13 protein-coding genes are annotated in these 17234 nt (G+C 67.2%); 3 read left to right on the top strand and 10 right to left on the bottom strand.

What is annotated here, in order from left to right; genetic code table 11:
- Window positions 1–149 precede the first annotated feature (149 nt).
- Complete coding sequence (locus QK291_RS11270) at window positions 150–1022, bottom strand: sulfurtransferase (protein WP_282381769.1); 873 nt, start codon at window positions 1020–1022, stop codon at window positions 150–152.
- Between the two features lie 48 nt (window positions 1023–1070).
- On the opposite strand from QK291_RS11270, the gene QK291_RS11265 reads away from it, so the two are divergent.
- Complete coding sequence (locus QK291_RS11265) at window positions 1071–2261, top strand: PLP-dependent cysteine synthase family protein (RefSeq protein ID WP_282381768.1); 1191 nt, start codon at window positions 1071–1073, stop codon at window positions 2259–2261.
- A gap of 11 nt (window positions 2262–2272) precedes the next feature.
- Here the strand turns inward: QK291_RS11265 and QK291_RS11260 are convergent, their stop codons facing one another.
- Window positions 2273–2929, bottom strand: a complete 657-nt coding sequence (locus QK291_RS11260) for an MBL fold metallo-hydrolase (RefSeq protein WP_282381765.1) — start codon at window positions 2927–2929, stop codon at window positions 2273–2275.
- Window positions 2930–3033: 104 nt separating this feature from the next.
- Here QK291_RS11260 and QK291_RS11255 point away from each other — a divergent pair, with 104 nt between their 5' ends.
- The gene (locus tag QK291_RS11255; RefSeq protein ID WP_282381793.1) at window positions 3034–3492 is read left to right on the top strand and encodes a Fur family transcriptional regulator; all 459 of its coding nucleotides are present in this window, start codon (window positions 3034–3036) and stop codon (window positions 3490–3492) included.
- Here the strand turns inward: QK291_RS11255 and QK291_RS11250 are convergent.
- The 8 genes from QK291_RS11250 to QK291_RS11215 form a co-directional block, all read right to left on the bottom strand.
- On the bottom strand, window positions 3489–5114 hold the full coding sequence (locus QK291_RS11250; protein WP_282381762.1) for an MDR family MFS transporter: 1626 nt from the start codon (window positions 5112–5114) through the stop codon (window positions 3489–3491). The genes QK291_RS11255 and QK291_RS11250 overlap by 4 nt on opposite strands.
- Window positions 5111–5740, bottom strand: coding sequence for a TetR/AcrR family transcriptional regulator (locus tag QK291_RS11245; RefSeq protein WP_282381759.1), 630 nt, complete (start codon window positions 5738–5740; stop codon window positions 5111–5113). The genes QK291_RS11250 and QK291_RS11245 overlap by 4 nt, the downstream gene beginning before the upstream one ends.
- Window positions 5741–5854: 114 nt before the next feature.
- Window positions 5855–6745 carry a metal ABC transporter permease gene (locus QK291_RS11240; protein ID WP_282381758.1) on the bottom strand — a complete coding sequence of 297 codons (891 nt, stop codon included), beginning with the start codon at window positions 6743–6745 and terminating at the stop codon, window positions 5855–5857.
- Window positions 6746–7549, bottom strand: a complete 804-nt coding sequence (locus QK291_RS11235; RefSeq protein ID WP_282381755.1) for a metal ABC transporter ATP-binding protein — start codon at window positions 7547–7549, stop codon at window positions 6746–6748.
- Between the two features lie 115 nt (window positions 7550–7664).
- Window positions 7665–8636 carry a zinc ABC transporter substrate-binding protein gene (locus tag QK291_RS11230; RefSeq protein ID WP_282381752.1) on the bottom strand — a complete coding sequence of 324 codons (972 nt, stop codon included), beginning with the start codon at window positions 8634–8636 and terminating at the stop codon, window positions 7665–7667.
- A 93-nt stretch (window positions 8637–8729) separates the two neighbouring features.
- Window positions 8730–9794, bottom strand: coding sequence for a hemolysin family protein (locus tag QK291_RS11225; protein ID WP_282381750.1), 1065 nt, complete (start codon window positions 9792–9794; stop codon window positions 8730–8732).
- On the bottom strand, window positions 9791–11128 hold the full coding sequence (locus QK291_RS11220; RefSeq protein ID WP_282381747.1) for a hemolysin family protein: 1338 nt from the start codon (window positions 11126–11128) through the stop codon (window positions 9791–9793). The genes QK291_RS11225 and QK291_RS11220 overlap by 4 nt, the downstream gene beginning before the upstream one ends.
- 386 nt (window positions 11129–11514) lie before the next feature.
- Window positions 11515–12993, bottom strand: a complete 1479-nt coding sequence (locus QK291_RS11215) for a GuaB1 family IMP dehydrogenase-related protein (protein WP_282381745.1) — start codon at window positions 12991–12993, stop codon at window positions 11515–11517.
- A 318-nt stretch (window positions 12994–13311) separates the two neighbouring features.
- Between QK291_RS11215 and QK291_RS11210 the strand changes: the two genes are divergently transcribed.
- A complete protein-coding gene (locus QK291_RS11210) occupies window positions 13312–17121 on the top strand; it encodes a multifunctional oxoglutarate decarboxylase/oxoglutarate dehydrogenase thiamine pyrophosphate-binding subunit/dihydrolipoyllysine-residue succinyltransferase subunit (RefSeq protein ID WP_282381744.1) in 3810 nt (1269 codons plus the stop codon).
- The last annotated feature ends 113 nt before the right edge of the window (window positions 17122–17234 follow it).

Genomic DNA, 17234 nt, shown 5'->3' with positions numbered 1-17234 from the left:
TCCACCGCACCCGAAGGCGGCGCCAACTCGCAGCCTGAACGAACAACCGGCAGCCCGAACAAACACCGACGGAGCGCCGCCGCCCCGTCAGAATGGTGCCCCGAACGTGCCGGCCCTGGGTAGTGCGTCCTACCGCCGCCGGCCCCCGTTTAGTCCGCGGCGGTGCCGTCGGCGTAGGGTGCATCCCCGGTCGCAACCGGGTTCGCGGCGTTGTTGGACCATTCCGAGAAGGACCCCGGATAGAGCGCCGCAGGGAATCCGGCAATTTCGAGTGCTGCAATTTCGTGGGCCGCCGTGACGCCGGAACCGCAATAGACGGCGGTGGGGACGTCGGCCCGCACTCCGAGGCCGGTAAAGCGCTCCCGCAAGGCAGCCGGGGACAGGAACCTGCCGTCCGCTCCGAGGTTTCCGGTGGTGGGGACGCTCACTGCACCAGGGATGTGGCCGGCCCGCGGGTCCACCGGTTCGAAGTCGCCCCGGTACCGCTCCCCCGCCCGGGCGTCCAGCAGCAGGCCCCGCTGTCCCCAGGAGGCCGCCTCTCCGGCGTCGATCACGGGCATGGCACCGCCCGTCAGCACAACGTCCCCGGGCACCGCGTGGCATTCGCCGCTTTCGACGCCGAACCCCGCGCCGCGCCAGGCGGCCAGGCCGCCGTCGAGCAGGTAAACGTCGGCAAGGCCGGAGTTCCGCAGCATCCACCAGAGCCGGGCGGCGGCCTGGTTGCCGCTGTCGTCATAGGCCACCACAACATCCCCGCTGCGGACCCCCCAGGAGCGGACGGATGCCTGGAACTGCTCCAGGTTCGGGAGCGGGTGCCGGCCGCGGCTCGGATCCGCGGGTCCGGCCAGTTCAGTGGCGAGGTCCACGAAAACGGCACCTGGCAGGTGGGCGGCGAGGTAGTGTTCGCGGCCGTGCGCGTCGCCGAGAGCCCAGCGCACATCCAGCACGACGGTCCGCCGGGCGGTGTTGCCGGCAGCGTCCAGCCGGTCCTTCAAGGTGGCTACGTCCATCAGGGTCTGCATCCGCCAACTCTATCCATCGGAATCAGCCGCCGCGGGTAGGCTGGTGCCGTGATCAGAGGGCGACAGCAGGACAGGGCGTGGGCCGCCGAGGCCATCCGCAGAATCAATGCAGAGAACAACCGGTCCGCGGACACGCACTTGTACTCCGTCCCGTTGCCCGGGCAGTGGGGCGTCCAGCTGTACCTCAAGGACGAATCAACCCACCGGACCGGCAGCCTGAAGCACCGGCTGGCCCGCTCGCTGTTCCTCTTCGGCCTGGTCAACGGCTGGATCTCGGAAGGCACCACCATTGTTGAGGCCTCCAGCGGCAGCACGGCGGTATCGGAAGCCTATTTCGCCCAGCTGCTGGGGCTGCCGTTCATTGCGGTGATGGCCCGGACCACCAGCCGGGAGAAAATCGCCCTGATCGAGCAATTCGGCGGCTCCTGCCTGCTCGTGGACCACGCCTCGGAGGTCTATGAGGCCGCCGCGGAACTAGCCCAGCGCACCCATGGCCACTACATGGACCAGTTCACCTACGCCGAACGGGCCACCGACTGGCGCGGCAACAACAACATTGCCGAGTCCATCTTCGACCAGCTGTCCCTGGAGGAGCACCCCATCCCCCGCTGGATTGTGGTGGGCGCCGGCACCGGCGGCACCAGCGCCACCATCGGCCGATACCTGCGGTACCACCGCCACGACACGGAACTCGCCGTCGTGGATCCGGAGAATTCCGCGTTCTACCCCGGCTGGCGGGAAAGCCGCCAGGCTGCCGACGGCGGACCCCTGCCCGATGCGGCGGACCCCGCCGACTCGGCCCGGGCCAGCGCCACGTCCCAGGTCCCCTCCACGTCCCGGATCGCCGCCGCGGCCCCGGCGGGCCAGCCCTCCCGGATCGAGGGAATCGGCCGGGCACGGCTGGAACCCAGCTTCGTCCCGGCGGTCATCGACCACATGGTCCAGGTCCCGGACGCGGCCTCGGTGGCAGCGATGCGCCATCTACTCGAGCACGCCGGTCTGCACGCCGGACCCTCCACCGGCACCAACCTGTGGGGCGTCTGGCAGCTCATCGCGGAGATGATCGCCCAGGGCCGCCGCGGCAGTGTTGTGTCGCTGATGTGCGACGGCGGCGACCGCTACGCCGGGAACTACTACAACCCGGAGTGGCTGCAGTCCCAAGGCCTGGACCCCACGCCGCATGAAGCGACGATCCGGGAATTCTTCGCCACCGGGGCCTGGCCGGCGAAGGCGTCCTAGACGTACTACACCTAGACCTCGACGCTGTCCCCGCTGGAGAGGTGCCGGTATTCGGTGCCGTACTTGGCGCCGAACCGGGTCACGTGACCTTCCACGATGCCGCGCCCGTTGTCATTGAGCAGGCCGTCGTGGATCGGGAAGGCTTTGGGGGCGCGGACTCCGATCACGAAGTCGACCACCTCCCCCACCTTGTTCCAGGGTGCGTGGACCGGTACCAGCAGCGTCCGGACGTCCACGCCGTCGGGCACGATGAACGAATCTCCCGGGTGGTAGACGTTGGAGTCCACGAAGTAGCCGATGTTGGCCACCACCGGGATCTGAGAGTGGATCAGCGCGTGCTGCCCGCCAAAGCACTGCACGGAGAACCCGGCCGTCTCGAACTCCTCGCCGGGGACCACGGTATGGATCCGGCGCCCGGCGCCCGGCGCCTTGTCGCGCAGCTGTGCCGCAACTCCGGCCGGTGCATACAGATGCACGGACGTGCCGGACGACAGGGCGGCAGCGACGGCGTCGACGTCGATGTGATCGGCATGTTCGTGGGTGACCAGCACGGCGTCGGCACCGGCGAGGGCCCGGTCGGTCTCAGAGAAGTTCCCCGGATCAAACACCAGTACCTTGCCGTCCTTCTCGAGCCGGACACAGGCATGCGTGAACTTCGTCAGCAACATCCAGCCAGCCTAGGGCCCCGCACCGGCGGTGTCACGCACCCGGCTGGTAATCTGGGACCTTGCCACCACCCCGTATCGAGACCACCAGCGAAGCGAGTTCCACGATGTCCCAGGGCGCCACAACCGACGGCAGCCGGGCCACGGTGCCGGCACCTGCCGCGGCCAAGGAACAGCGCGTCACCAAGCAGCGCCTCGCGGTCAGCGCCGTCCTCGACGAACTGACGGACTTCGTCAGCACCCAGGAGCTGCACCGCATCCTGCAGGATCGCGGCACCTCGGTGTCCCTGGCCACGTCCTACCGGATTCTGCAGTCCCTCGCGGACGAGGGCCTGGTGGACGTCCTCCGGAACGCCGACGGCGAGGCCGTGTACCGCCGTTGCGCCGTCACCGGCCATCACCACCATCTGCTGTGCCGCAGTTGCGGCAGGGCCGTCGAGGTCGAGGCCCCGGCGGTCGAGGCCTGGGCCGCGCGGACGGCAACCGAGCACGGCTTCACCTCGGTCGAACACACGGTCGAGATCTTCGGGCTGTGCCCGGACTGCACGGCCCGGGCTGCCGGCTAGTTCCTGGCCCTGCTGGCCGGCACAAGGGCCTCGTCGTCGGAGTCGTCGGCCATGATCAGGATGTTGCCCTCCGAAATGGATTCGGACAGAACATCGTGCTCAATGGCGGTGGCCAGCGGCTTCTGCTTGACGAAGCACATCAGCACGGCGGCGACCAGCGCCAGCGGGACCATCCAGATGAAGATGGGCGTCAGCGCGTCGTTGTACGAGGAAATGATGGCCTCCTTGATCGGGGCTGGCAGCTGGCTGACCACCGCCGGAGTCAGCGAGTTTGTCCCTCCCGGAGGGCCGCCCCCGGTTGCCGAGGCGGGTAGACGCTCGGCCAGCAACTCGGCCAGCCGGCTCGCGAAGAGGCTGCCCACCACGGCGGAGCCAAGTGTGGCGCCGATCTGCCGGAAGAAGTTGTTCGACGCCGTTGCGGTGCCGACTTCGCGTAGCGGGAAGGAGTTCTGCACGATGAGCACCATGATCTGCATGCTCAGTCCGAGGCCCAGGCCCATCACGGCCAAGTAGGCGCAGATTTCCCAGAGCGGCGCTCCCGGCTGGAGGGTGGAGAGCACCACGAGGGCGATCGCGACCAGCACGCCGCCGGCAATCGGCATCCACTTGTAGCGGCCGGTCCGGCTGACCATCTGCCCGGAGACCACCGAGGCAACCAGCAGGGCGCCCATCATCGGGATCATCAGCAGCCCGGACTCGGTGGCGTTGACGCTGAATGCCATCTGCAGGTAGGTCGGCAGGTAGCCGATGGCGCCGAACATGGCCACACCGATCAGCAGGCCGGCGACCGTCGCAAGATTGAAGTTGAGGTCCTTGAACAGGTGCAGCGGGATGATCGGCTCGGCCGTGCGGCGCTCCACCAGGACGAAGGCGACCGCGCTAAGAACCGTACCGGCGATCAGCGCGATGATGACGGGATCGCCCCACGCGTATTTGCTGCCGCCCCAGGTGGCGAACAGCACGAGGCAGGTCGTGGCGATCGCAAGCAACAGCATCCCGCCGAGATCCAGGCGCGGTTTGCCGCTGTGCTTCGGAAGCTTGAGGAAGAACACGGCGCCGGCCAGCGCGAGCAGCCCCAGAGGGATGTTGATCCAGAACACCCAGCGCCAGCCGGGCCCCTCGGTGAACCAGCCGCCGAGCAGCGGACCGGCAACGGAGGCAATGGCGAAGACGCCACCCATCATGCCCATGTATTTCCCGCGTTCGCGGGGCGGTACGACGTCGGCGATGACGGCCTGCGACAGGATCATCAGCCCGCCGCCGCCGAGTCCCTGGACGACCCGGGCGGTGATCAGCACGCCCATGTCGTTGGCGAGGCCGCCGATGACTGACCCGATCATGAACAGGATGATGGCGGCCATCAGCAGGGCCTTGCGTCCCATCAGGTCACCAAGTTTGCCGTAGATGGGCATGGTGATGGTGGAGGCGAGAATGAAGGCCGTGATGACCCAGAGCATGTCGCTGACCCCGTGGAGTTCACCCACGATGGTGGGCAGGGCCGTACTGAGCACGGTCTGGTTCAGTGCGGCCAGGAGCATCGAGAGCATCAGGCCGACGAAGAGCAGCACCATGTGCTGCTTTCCCTCGGCCGGTCCCGCCGTGGGGCCAGCGTGCTTGGTCATGAAAGCTTCCTTAGTAAATGGTGGAGTAGGGCCAGCGAGGGTCCGAGGGTTTCCGTGGAGATGCCCCCGGCGGGGTTAAAATCGGTCGAGGTGATTTCGAAGCGGAGAGGGACGCCGGCGATCATGACCAGCATGCGCGCGGTTTCCTCCAGACTGAAGCCCTCGGCACCGTCCGTCCAGGACGGGTCCCGGGCCAGCACACCGGAGATCCCCCGGCAGACGAGGCTCTCGGCTTTGACCATATAGTCCATGTGGCGGCGTCCCAGATTGGGGTACCGGGCAATCAGCTGGCGGCGACGTGTGCGGTCGGTGCCCCCGATCGCCGTCCAGGCGACCGTCATCAGCAGCCTCGACACCTGCCCGACCAAATCATCGGCAGTGGTGGAGATGCCGGACAGTTGTTCCTCGTCCAGGACAGGTTCACGCAACCCCACGATGGCGTCTTCCTTCACCGGAAAATAGTTGAAGAAGGTCCGCGGGGAGACGCCGGCACTGGAGGCGATGGCCTCCACTGTGGTCTGGTCCACGCCGTGCTGCAGGGCAAGCGACGCGGCCGCCTCATGGAGGGCGGTCCAGGTCTCGGCTTTTTTGCGCTCACGCAGGGGCAGAGGAGCGGCGGCAGTCATGGGTTCAAGAATTGCACGACTGCAAAGATTGCACAAATGCATTCTTGCAGTGATGCAAGAACACCTCCTTGAAGGAATGCACTCTTGAGCGGGCGGCGCGTTGGCCAGGCCCGCTCAGGCGGCCGGCACGGCCGTGCTGCGCAGCACCCGGCCGTCGCTACCGCGCTTGGCTCGGAACCCGCCGATCACCCGGCAGACGACGTAGATCAGGAAGGACAGCGTCGTCACGTACGGGCTAATGGGGATCCGGCCGCCGAGGGCCAGCAGGATGCCGCCGACGGTGGCCGTCATCGCGAACACCACGCTGAGGATCACTACCAGCCGGGGTGAAGACGTCACCCGCATGGCCGCCGCCGCGGGAGTGATCAGCAGCGCCAGCACGAGCAGCGCGCCGACAATCTGGATGGAGAGCGCGACGCTGACGCCGAGCAGCAGCATGAACGCGACGGAGAGTGCCCGCACGGGCACGCCCCGGGCCGAGGCGACGTCGGGGTCCACGCTGGCGAAGGTCAGCGGGCGCCAGATCGCCACCAGGGCAATCATCACCACGACGGCGGCGATCGCCAGGACCTGGAGCTGAACGGTTCCGACGGACACGATCTGGCCGGTGAGCAGCCCGAACTTGTTGGCGGCGCGCCCCTCGTACAGGGAGAGGAACAGGATGCCCAGGCCGAGCCCGAACGGCATGATGACGCCGATGATCGAGTTCTTGTCCCGCGCGCGGACGCCCAGCAGGCCCAGCAGCAGCGCCGCCACCACGGACCCCACCAGGGAGCCCAGGACGATATCCACCCCGATGAGCAGGGCAAAGGCCGCGCCGGCAAAGGACAGTTCGGAGATCCCGTGGACGGCGAAGGCCAGGTCACGCTTCATGACGAAGGTCCCGATCAGCCCGCCGAGCAGGCCCAGCACTGCGCCCGCCCAGAGGGAGTTCTGCACCAGCGCGAGCAGTTCGCCATAGTTTTCGAAGTTGAAGATTGAACTGAGCAGGCTGTCCAAATCCATCTAGCCCACCTCCCCCGCCACCGCGTGGGCGTCCTCGTGGTGGTGCGTCGCGCCGTCCGGCAGCCCGACGACGATCAGCCGTCCGTTGGCGTTGATGACTTCGACGTGGCTGCCGTAAAGGTCGGACAGCACTTCCGTGGTCATGACCTCCTCCGGCGGGCCCACCCGGAACCGTCCGCCAGCCAGATACAGCACGCGGTCCACGTAGTCCATGATCGGGTTGATCTCATGTGTCACGAACACCACGGCACTGTCCTGGTCGTGGCATTGTTTGTTGATCAGGGCACTCACAGCCTGCTGGTGCTGCAGGTCCAGGGACAGCAGGGGCTCGTCGCAGAGCAGCACCTTGGGATCGGTGGCAAGGGCCTGCGCCACCCGCAACCGCTGCTGCTCGCCGCCGGAGAGCTGCCCGACGGGGACCCGCGCGTAATCCGCGGCCCCCACCAGATCGAGGAGTTCGTCGATTCGGCGGTTCACCCTCGCCGTGCCGAGCCGGAGCCCCCAGCGGTGGCCGTCGACGCCGAGCCCCACGAGGTCGCGGGCGCGCAGCGGCGTGTCAGGGTCGAAGGACTTCTGCTGCGGGACGTAGCCGATTCCCCGGCTGCCGCGTTCCACAGGCCGGCCGGCGAGCATGGCCGTGCCGGAGCTGAGCTCCTGCAGGCCCAGCAGCACCTTGAGGAATGTCGTTTTCCCGCTGCCGTTGGGGCCGAGGACAGCGAAGAATTCACCCGGGTTGATGTCCAGATCCAGGCCCTCCCACAAAGTCCGCCTGCCGAACGTCAGGGAGGCTCCACGGAGGCTCACTACGGGTGTCAACTTGGATTCCTCGAATTCTGCGCAAGCCGTTGGCTCGCATTCTTTACCTGGGCCGTCTGACCCGGCTGCCGACCCGGCTGTCCGACGGGGCTGTCTGCTAATCCTAGGCCAGTGCCTTGGCGATGTTGTCGACATTCTCCGTCATCCACCGCAGGTAGGTCTTACCCTCCGGCAGGGTCTCGCTGAAGTCCACCACCGGGACACCGGCAGCTGCTGCCGCATCCTTGACCGCGACCGTCTGCGGGCCCTCGGTCTGCTGGTTGTAGGCCAGCAGCCTGACGCTGCCCGAGCCCATCAGGTCGGTGGTCGCCTTGAGTACGGCGGGCGGCACGTCGGTGTCTTCTTCGATCGCGGCGGTGAACCCGTCCGGGGTCTGGTTTTCCAGGCCGGCGGCGTCCAGCAGGTAGAGCGGCACCGGTTCCGTCACGGCGACCGGTGCGGCACCGGCGGACGCCTTGATTCCCGCGAGCTTGGTTTCGAGGCCGCCGAGTGACTCCTTGAAGGCTGCGGCGTTGCCGCGGAACGTCTCGGCGGAGGACGGTTCAAGCTCGCCGAGCCTGGCCGCGATGGCGTCAGCCAGCCGGGCCATGGCCGGCAGACTGTACCAGACGTGCTCGTTGAAGCCGGCATGTTCATGGCCGTGGCTGTCGGCGGTGCCGGACGGGCCGGCGGTCTCTTCCGGAGCCAGCCCGGACGCTTCCACAGCATTCAGGACATTGGCGTGGTCCAGTCCCGTGTCGTCCGCGAGTTTGTGGATGAAGCTGTCATACCCGCCGCCGTTTTCGATCAACAGTTCGGCCTTGGATACCGCCAGCTTGTCCTGCGTGGTCGCCTCATAGGAGTGCGGGTCCTGACTGGTGCGCGTGATGATGGAGTTGACGCGCACCTTGTCCGCACCGATGGTGCTGACGATGTCCCCGTAGACGCTGGTGGAGGCAACCACCTCGACGATTCCGTCGCCGGCACCGGCGGAATTCCCCGAAGCGGAGTTTCCCGACGTCGGGGCGCAGGCCGTCAGCAGCAGGGTGGCGCCGGCAAAGGCGGCGACGACAGCACGGGCAGCGGGACGGTGCACGGAAAACCTCGGATCTGTTATTGAGAATCAGGAGCAATAGCTCCGAGTGTATCCCTAAATAGGAATGATTCCTATTTAGGGATACGCCGGCACCTACTGGTCCTGGCCGAGCCTGCGGTAGCCGGTGGCCTGGGTGGCGTCCCGGATCTCGCCGACGAGCTGCTCAATTACGTCCTCCAGGAACAGGACGCCCTGGGTGAGGCCGTCCGGGCCGATCACGCGCGCCAGGTGCGAGCCGGTCCGCTGCATGACAGACATGGCCGTCTCGATTTCGTCGTCCATCGCCAGGTTCGCCAGCGACCGGATGTGGCTCTCCGCGATCGGCTGGTGGTACGCCGCGTCGGGGATCGAGAGCACGTCCTTGATGTGCAGGTAGCCGGAGAGCATCCCGTCGTCGTCGAGCATCGGGAAGCGGGAGAACCCGGTGCGGCTTACGGCCTTCTCGAACTCCACCGGGGTGGTGTTCGATTTCATCATCACGAGCTTGTCGAGCGGGACCATCACATCGGCCGCGGTGTGTTCGGAGAACTCCAGCGCTCCGGTGATGAGTCCGGCGTCGTCATCCACGAGCCCGTGGCGGGTGGATTCCTGCACAATCGACTGGACTTCCTCGAGCGTGAAGGAGGAGGTGACTTCATCCTTCGGCTCGATCCGCATCAATTTCAGGATGTGGTTCGCGGACCAGTTGAGCGCGACGATCACCGGCTTGACCAGCCGGGCGATGAACATCAGCGGCGGCGCCAGCAGCAGGGCTGCTTTGTCCGCCACGGAGACCGAAATGTTCTTCGGGACCATCTCGCCGATGGTGACGTGCAGGAAGGTGACCAGCAGCAGGGCGACCGCGAAGGCCACAATGTCGGCGATTTCCACCGGGATGCCGACGGCCTCCAGCGGCACGGCCATCAGGTGGTGGATCGCCGGTTCGGCCACCTGCAGGATCAGCAGCGAGCAGACCGTGATCCCGAGCTGCGCGCAGGCGAGCATCAGCGAGACGTTTTCCATGGCCCGCAGGGTGGTTTGCGCCCGCTTGGATCCCGCCTCGGCGAGCGGCTCGATCTGGCTCCGGCGGGCGGACATGACCGCGAATTCGGCACCAACAAAGAAGGCGTTGCCGAGCAGCAGCACCACCAGCCAGAGGATTCCCGCCCAGTCGCTCATGCGACACCGACCTGGCCGTTGGAGTGCTCCCTCTGGTGCACCGGGACCGGTTTGAAGCAGATCCGGTCAATCCTGCGCCCGTCCATGCGGGTGACGGCCAGGGTGCCGCCGTCGACGTCGACCGTGTCCCCCACCGCTGCGATCCGGCCCAACTTGCTCATGACGTAGCCTCCCACCGTTTCATAGGCAGACTCGTCGGGCACGGTCAGGCCCGGAATCTGTTCGGAGAGTTCATCGGGGCGAAGCAGCCCCGGGAAGTACCAGTCCCCCGACGCGCTTTGCAGCAGTCCCGGACGCACCTTGTCGTGTTCGTCGGCCACCTCCCCGACGATTTCCTCGACGAGGTCCTCCAGGGTGGCGATGCCGGCGGTCCCGCCGTACTCGTCCAGGACCACGGCCAGCTGCAGATTGCCTTCGCGCAGTTCCGCCAGCAGGGCATCGAGGTGGATGGTTTCCGGGACCCGGAGCACATCGGTCATGATGGCCCCGGCCTCCAGCTTGGCGCGCCGGCCCGAGGGGACGGCGATGGCCTTCTTGATGTGCACCACGCCGCGGATGTCGTCCGAGGATTCCCCGATGACCGGGAAGCGCGAATAACCCGTGCGGCGTGCGGCCTCGACAATGTCGGAGACCGGCTGGTCGCCGTCGATGGTCTCGACCCGGATGCGGGGCGTCATGACGTCCGCTGCTGTCCGGCCCGAGAACTTGAGGGTCCGGGCGATGAAGTTGGCGGTCCCGGCGTCGAGGGTTCCCATCGCCGCCGAGCGGCGGACGAGGGAGGCCAGCTCGGCCGGAGTCCGGGCGCCGGAAATCTCCTCCTTGGCCTCAAGGCCGAAGATGTTCAGCACCTTGTTGGAGAAGCCGTTGAGCACCACAATGGCGGGCCTGAAGACAGCCGTGAACATCAGCTGCGGCCGGGCCAGGGCCTTGCCGACCTGGAATGACAGCGCGATGGCCATGTTTTTCGGGACCAGCTCGCCGATCAGCATGGACAGGAGGGTTGCGAACGCCATCGCCATGACCAGCGACACGGAGGAAACCGCGGCCTCCGGCAGGCCCAGGGCGCCCAGCGGGGCTTCGAGCAGTTTGCCCACCGAAGGCTCCATGACGTAGCCGGTGAGCAGCGTGGTGATGGTGATGCCCAGCTGGCAGCTGGAGAGCTGCGTCGACAGGGACTTGAGGCATTTGAGCAGGGGCGCGGCAGCAGTATCGCCGTCATCCACGGCCCGCTGGACGGTGGCCTGGTCAAGGGCAACGAGGGAAAATTCAACGGCGACGAAAAAGCCGGTTCCGAGGATGAGCAGCAGGCCTGCTCCGAGAAGAAGCCACTCCATTTAGCGGCCTGCTTCCGGGCCGGCGGCGCGGCGCAGCGCCCGGCTGCCGGAGGACCGGGTGACGGGGTATCGGGTGCCTGGGCGCCGGGACGGGGTGCCTGGCGGAGGATGATCAGCCGCGGCCGACCCTGTTTCCTGGCAGGTCCCGTTGTTTTGAAGGGCATTTGGCGGGCGTGCCGCCGGCGAATGATGGGCATGTGTTCGGGGTTTGCCGGCTCTTCGGGTGGACTGCGCGGGAACGGTTTCCGTTCCCGCCTGACAGCCCCCAGGCCGGCACCTAGATTTACTGTCCATAAGAGTTTCAGTCTACAGGAGCGGCGGGCGCCGGCCGCCGTCGGGACACCGCAGGTGGCGCCCGAATGCGGCCGCCGCGCCAGCGCCGCGGCTCACCAGCTCTGCGGGACCGGACGGCCTTCCTCATACCCGGCTGCGGACTGGATGCCCGCCACGGCGCGTTCCCGGAACTGCGCAAGATCCGCGGCGCCGGCGTAGCTCATCGAGCTGCGGAGCCCGGCCGTGATCATGTCCAGCAGGTCTTCGACGCCGGGCCGCGCCGGATCGATGAACATCCGGGAGGTGGAGATGCCTTCCTCGAAGAGGGCTTTGCGGTCCTTTTCGAAGGCGCCCTCGCGCTGGTTGCGGTTCTGCACGGCGCGGGCGGACGCCATGCCGAAGCTTTCCTTGAACTGCCGCCCGGCAGCGTCCTGCTGCAGGTCCCCGGGGCTCTCGTGCGTCCCGGCGAACCAGGATCCGATCATCACCTGGCTGGCGCCGGCCGCCAGGGCCAGCGCGACGTCGCGGGGGTAGCGGACTCCGCCGTCGGCCCAGACGCGGCCGCCGGCAGCCCGCGCGGCCGCCGAGCACTCAAGCACGGCGGAGAACTGCGGCCGGCCCACGGCTGTCATCATGCGCGTGGTGCACATCGCGCCGGGGCCAACACCGACCTTGACGATGTCCGCGCCGGCCTGGATGAGCTCGCGGGTCGCCTCCGCCGTGACCACGTTCCCTGCCACCACGGGCACACCGGGGTTGAGCCCCTTCACCGCGGCCAGGGCATCAAACATCTTCTGCTGGTGCCCGTGCGCGGTGTCGAGGACCAGCACGTTGACCCCGGCGGCCAGGAGTTCCGCGGCCCGCCCGGCGACATCGCCGTTGATCCCGACGGCGGCGGCCACCTTCAGCCGGCCGGCCGGGTCCAGCGAGGGACGGTACAGCGTGGAGCGCAGGGCGCCCTTCCGGGTGAGGACGCCGGCCAGCACACCGTCCCGCTGCACCGGCGCAAAGTCGGTCCCGGCGGCGTCCATCGCGTCGAAGGCGCGGCGCAGGCCGGCGCCGGACCCGCCGCCGGACCCGCCGCCGTCGGGGGTGTCTTCCAGCAGTGCCGCGTCCAGCACCAGCGGCTGGTGGCGCATTACCGAGGCGAGCGAGGCGAACCGGTCCTGGCCGTCGCAGTCGGCGGCACGGACGACGCCGGTGACGGCCCCGGAGTCATCGACGACCATGACGGCACCGTGCGGACGCTTTCCCATCAGATGCAGGGCATCGATGACGGTGTCGGCCGGCGACAGCGTCACCGGGGTTTCCAGGACGGGGTGGCGGGTCTTGATCCAGGCCGTAACGTCGCGGATCACGTCGAGCGGCACGTCCTGCGGCAGCACCGCCAGCCCGCCGCGCCGGGCCATGGTCTCGGCCATGCGCTTGCCCGTCACCGCGGTCATGTTCGCCGCGACGAGGGGAATCGCGGAACCGGTCCCGTCATCCGCCGCCAGGTCCACATCCAGCCGGGACGTGACGTCGGAACGGGACGGTACAAGGAAGAGGTCCGAGTAGGTCAGGTCGGTGGTGGGCTCGGTCAGGAAACGCACGGCTGCTCCTTCAATAGGCATTCCGGCAATAGTCATTCCGGTGCTCAACGGGTTCTCCGTGTGATTCTAGCGAGGCCAGCCACGGGCCCGGCACCGGTCGGGCCCACTACTCCGGGCGGCTCCGGAGGGCCGGACGGGGTGCCGCGACGGAGCGTTGAGGCGACTTGATGATTTGAGTCACCCTTATTGGCGGTTTGGCAAGAATCGTCACTAGACTGGCAGAGGTCTGGGTTCACTGGACGCGGAGACTGGATCAATCGCCGTGCCGAGGCACCGTGAACCAGTAGGAATCAAACTCATGGAAGAGGCGTAATTCAAGTGCCAGAGCAGCCTAGCCACCGTCTACCAGAGGAATTTGGCGGAAACGAGTGGCTCGTTGACGAACTGTACGAGCGGTATCAGCAGGACAAGAACACGGTGGACGCCAAGTGGTGGCCCCTGTTCGAATCCTTCGGTGCCGGAGACAGGTCGTCCACCAACGGAGCCTCAGGCGCAGCGACAGTTGCGCGCCCCGCCACCCGCGAACTTCCCGTAGTAGCCCCGGCTGCCGCGACGGCAACGCAGCCGCCCGCGCCGGCCCCTGTTTCCACCGCGCCCGCCCCTGCCCCCGCCGCTCCGGCCCCCGCTCCGGCGAAGAAGGCCCCGGCGACCGTTGCCCGCGACGGCTCCAAGGCCTCGGACGCCGGCCCCGGCACCGCGCCGATACCGGCCCAGCTCCCCAAGAACATCAAGGCACCGACCGCCCCCGAGGAAGACGTCGTCTCCGTCCTCCGCGGACCGGCCAAGGCCATCGCCACCAACATGATCACCAGCCTGGAGGTCCCGACCGCCACCAGCGTGCGGGCAATCCCGGCGAAGCTGCTGATCGACAACCGCGTGGTCATCAACTCCAACCTGGCCCGAGCCCGCGGCGGCAAGGTGTCCTTCACGCACCTGATCGGCTACGCCGTCATCCGCGCCCTGGCCCAGTTCCCGTCGATGAACGTCTACTACGACGAAGTCGACGGCAAGCCTGTCGCGGTCCAGCCGGCGCACGTGAACTTCGGCATCGCCATCGACATGCCGAAGCCCGACGGCTCCCGCCTGCTGATGGTGCCCAACATCAAGAAGGCGGAGACCCTCAACTTCTCCGAGTTCTGGCACACCTACGAGGACCTGATCAAGCGTGCCCGCGCCGGCAAGCTGACCGCCGACGACCACTCCGGCACCACTGTCTCGCTGACCAACCCCGGCGGCATCGGAACCGTGCACTCGGTGCCGCGTCTGTCCAAGGGCCAGGCCGCCATCATCGGCGTCGGCGCACTGGACTACCCGGCCGAATTTCAGGGTGCCAGCGCGAAGATCATCGCGCACAACGCCATCAGCAAGGTCCTCACGCTGACCTCCACCTATGACCACCGCGTCATCCAGGGTGCCGGCAGTGGCGAGTTCCTGAAGCTCGTGCACCAGCTCCTGCTCGGCGCACAGAACTTCTACGACGAGATCTTCGAATCCCTGCGCATCCCCTACGAGCCCGTGCGCTGGAGCCCGGACCTGCAGGTGGACCCGGCCGACGAGATCAACAAGGTCGCCCGGATCCAGCAGCTCATCCACGCCTACCGCGTCCGCGGCCACCTCATGGCGGACACCGATCCGCTCGAGTATGTGCAGCGCAAGCACCCGGACCTGGACGTCCTCACGTACGGCCTCACGCTGTGGGACCTGGACCGCGAGTGGCCCACCGGCGGCTTCGGCGGCAAGCCGATGCTCGCCTTCCGCGACATCCTTGGCGTGCTCCGCGACGCCTACTGCCGCACCGCGGGCATTGAATACATGCACATCCAGGACCCGGAAGAACGCAAGTGGTTCCAGGACCAGATCGAGCACCCGTACTCCAAGCCGAGCCGCGACGAGCAGCTGCGCATTGTCTCCAAGCTCAACGCTGCCGAGGCCTTCGAGACCTTCCTGCAGACGAAGTTCGTCGGCCAGAAGCGCTTCTCACTTGAGGGCGGCGAGTCGCTGATCCCGCTGCTTGACGCCATCATCTCCGATGCTGCCGACGACGAACTCGACGAAGTGGCGATCGGCATGGCCCACCGCGGCCGGCTCAACGTGCTCACGAACATTGCCGGCAAGACCTACGCCCAGGTCTTCCGTGAATTTGAAGGCACCCAGGACCCACGCTCCGTGCAGGGCTCGGGAGATGTGAAGTACCACCTCGGCACCGAGGGCACCTTCACCTCGGACAACGGCAAGGAGACCAAGGTCTACCTCGCCGCCAACCCGTCCCACCTCGAGGCCGTGGACTCCGTCCTCGAAGGCATCGTCCGCGCCAAGCAGGACCGCCTCGACCAGGGCGTAGCCTTCCCCGTACTGCCGATTATGGTGCACGGCGACGCCGCCTTCGCAGGACAGGGCGTCGTGGCGGAAACGCTCAACCTCTCCCAGCTGCGCGGCTACCGCACCGGCGGCACCATCCACATCGTGGTCAACAACCAGGTCGGCTTCACCACGGCCCCGTCGTCGTCGCGTTCCTCCACCTACTCCACGGACGTCGCCAAGATGATCCAGGCGCCGGTGTTCCATGTGAACGGCGATGATCCGGAAGCCGTGGTCCGCCTCGGACAGCTCGCCTACGAGTTCCGCCAGCGGTTCCACAAGGACGTTGTCATCGACATGGTCTGCTACCGCCGGCGCGGCCACAACGAGGGCGACGACCCCTCGATGACCCAGCCGTTGATGTACAACCTGATCGAGGCCAAGCGTTCGGTCCGCAAGCTGTACACCGAATCCCTGATCGGCCGCGGTGACATCACCGAAGAAGAAGCCGAACAGCTGCTGCGCGACTACCAGGAGCGGCTGGAGCGTGTCTTTGCCGAAACCCACGCCGCGCAGACCTCCCCGATCCCGATCATCAAGGCGGATTCCGCAGCGGTGTCCGATCTGGAGCGCCCGATGGCCCAGCAGTCCGATACCGGGATCAGCGCCCCGACCTCGACGGCGATTTCCACCGAGACCCTGGCGCGCATCGGCAAGGCCCACATCGACATCCCCGAGGGCTTCACGGTCCACGCCAAGCTCAAGCAGCTGCTGGAGAAGCGTGAAGTGATGTCCCGTGAAGGCGGCATCGACTGGGGCTTCGGCGAACTGGCCGCTTTCGGTTCGCTCATCATGGAGGGCGTTCCCGTCCGGCTCGCCGGCCAGGACTCGCGCCGCGGCACGTTCGTGCAGCGCCACGCCGTGTTCCACGACCGCGCCAACGGCGACGAGTGGCTGCCCCTGGCCCACCTCTCCGATGACCAGGCCAAGCTCTGGATCTACGACTCCCTGCTCTCGGAATACGCGGCCATGGGGTTCGAGTACGGCTACTCGGTGGAACGCCCGGATGCCCTGGTGCTCTGGGAAGCGCAGTTCGGTGACTTCGTCAACGGCGCGCAGACCATCATCGATGAGTTCATCTCCTCGGCCGAGCAGAAGTGGGGCCAGAGCTCCTCGCTCGTGCTGATGCTCCCGCACGGTTACGAGGGCCAGGGCCCGGACCACTCGTCCGCCCGGATCGAGCGCTTCCTGCTGATGTGCGCCGAAGAGAACATGATCGTGGCCAACCCCACGACCTCGGCGTCGCACTTCCACCTGCTCCGCCGCCAGGCGTACAGCCGGCCGCGCAAGCCGCTGATCATCTTCACGCCCAAACAGCTGCTTCGGCTCAAGGCCGCTGCGTCCTCGGTGGAGGACTTCACCACCGGCACCTTCCGGACGGTCATCCCCGAGCACGAGCAGCTGCCCGGTGACGCCGTCGAGCGTGTCCTGCTGGTCTCCGGCCGCCTGTACTACGATCTGCTGTCCACCCGGCAGAAGACCGGTGACAAGACGACGGCGATCGTCCGGGTCGAGCAGCTCTACCCCCTGCCGGCCGCCGAGATCGCCGCCGAGCTTGCCAAGTACCCGAATGCAGAGGTTGTCTGGGCACAGGACGAGCCCGCCAACCAGGGTCCGTGGCCGTTTATCGGCCTGAACCTGCCGGATGCCCTGGACCGCCGGGTCCGTCTCGTTTCCCGCCCCGCCTCGGCTTCCACCGCGGCCGGATCGATGAAACGCCACGCAGCCGAGCAGGACTCGCTGCTCAAGCAGGCTTTCGCACGTAAGTAAGGTCAGCGCTGCCCGGCCGGAGATGGAAAGATGCAACTCCGGCCGGGCACCGTTGTTTAACCGGCTTTGTCCCCCTATCACGAATGGCGGGGACGGCTTAATGGACGCTCTGA

Origin of the sequence: Arthrobacter sp. AL12 (assembly GCF_029960645.1) — a bacterium.
GTDB lineage: Bacteria > Actinomycetota > Actinomycetes > Actinomycetales > Micrococcaceae > Arthrobacter.
Note: the sequence above shows the minus strand (reverse complement) of the source record. Positions and strands in the feature narration are given on the sequence as shown.

What these genes read in the sequence shown, in the direction of transcription:
- QK291_RS11220 (WP_282381747.1), bottom strand. Translation starts at nt 11,128, where the DNA reads ATGGAGTGGCTTCTTCTCGGAGCAGGCCTGCTGCTCATCCTCGGAACC.
- QK291_RS11240 (WP_282381758.1), bottom strand. Translation starts at nt 6,745, where the DNA reads ATGGATTTGGACAGCCTGCTCAGTTCAATCTTCAACTTCGAAAACTAT.
- QK291_RS11260 (WP_282381765.1), bottom strand. Translation starts at nt 2,929, where the DNA reads ATGTTGCTGACGAAGTTCACGCATGCCTGTGTCCGGCTCGAGAAGGAC.
- QK291_RS11225 (WP_282381750.1), bottom strand. Translation starts at nt 9,794, where the DNA reads ATGAGCGACTGGGCGGGAATCCTCTGGCTGGTGGTGCTGCTGCTCGGC.
- QK291_RS11245 (WP_282381759.1), bottom strand. Translation starts at nt 5,740, where the DNA reads ATGACTGCCGCCGCTCCTCTGCCCCTGCGTGAGCGCAAAAAAGCCGAG.
- QK291_RS11270 (WP_282381769.1), bottom strand. Translation starts at nt 1,022, where the DNA reads ATGCAGACCCTGATGGACGTAGCCACCTTGAAGGACCGGCTGGACGCT.
- QK291_RS11250 (WP_282381762.1), bottom strand. Translation starts at nt 5,114, where the DNA reads ATGACCAAGCACGCTGGCCCCACGGCGGGACCGGCCGAGGGAAAGCAG.
- QK291_RS11255 (WP_282381793.1), top strand. Translation starts at nt 3,034, where the DNA reads ATGTCCCAGGGCGCCACAACCGACGGCAGCCGGGCCACGGTGCCGGCA.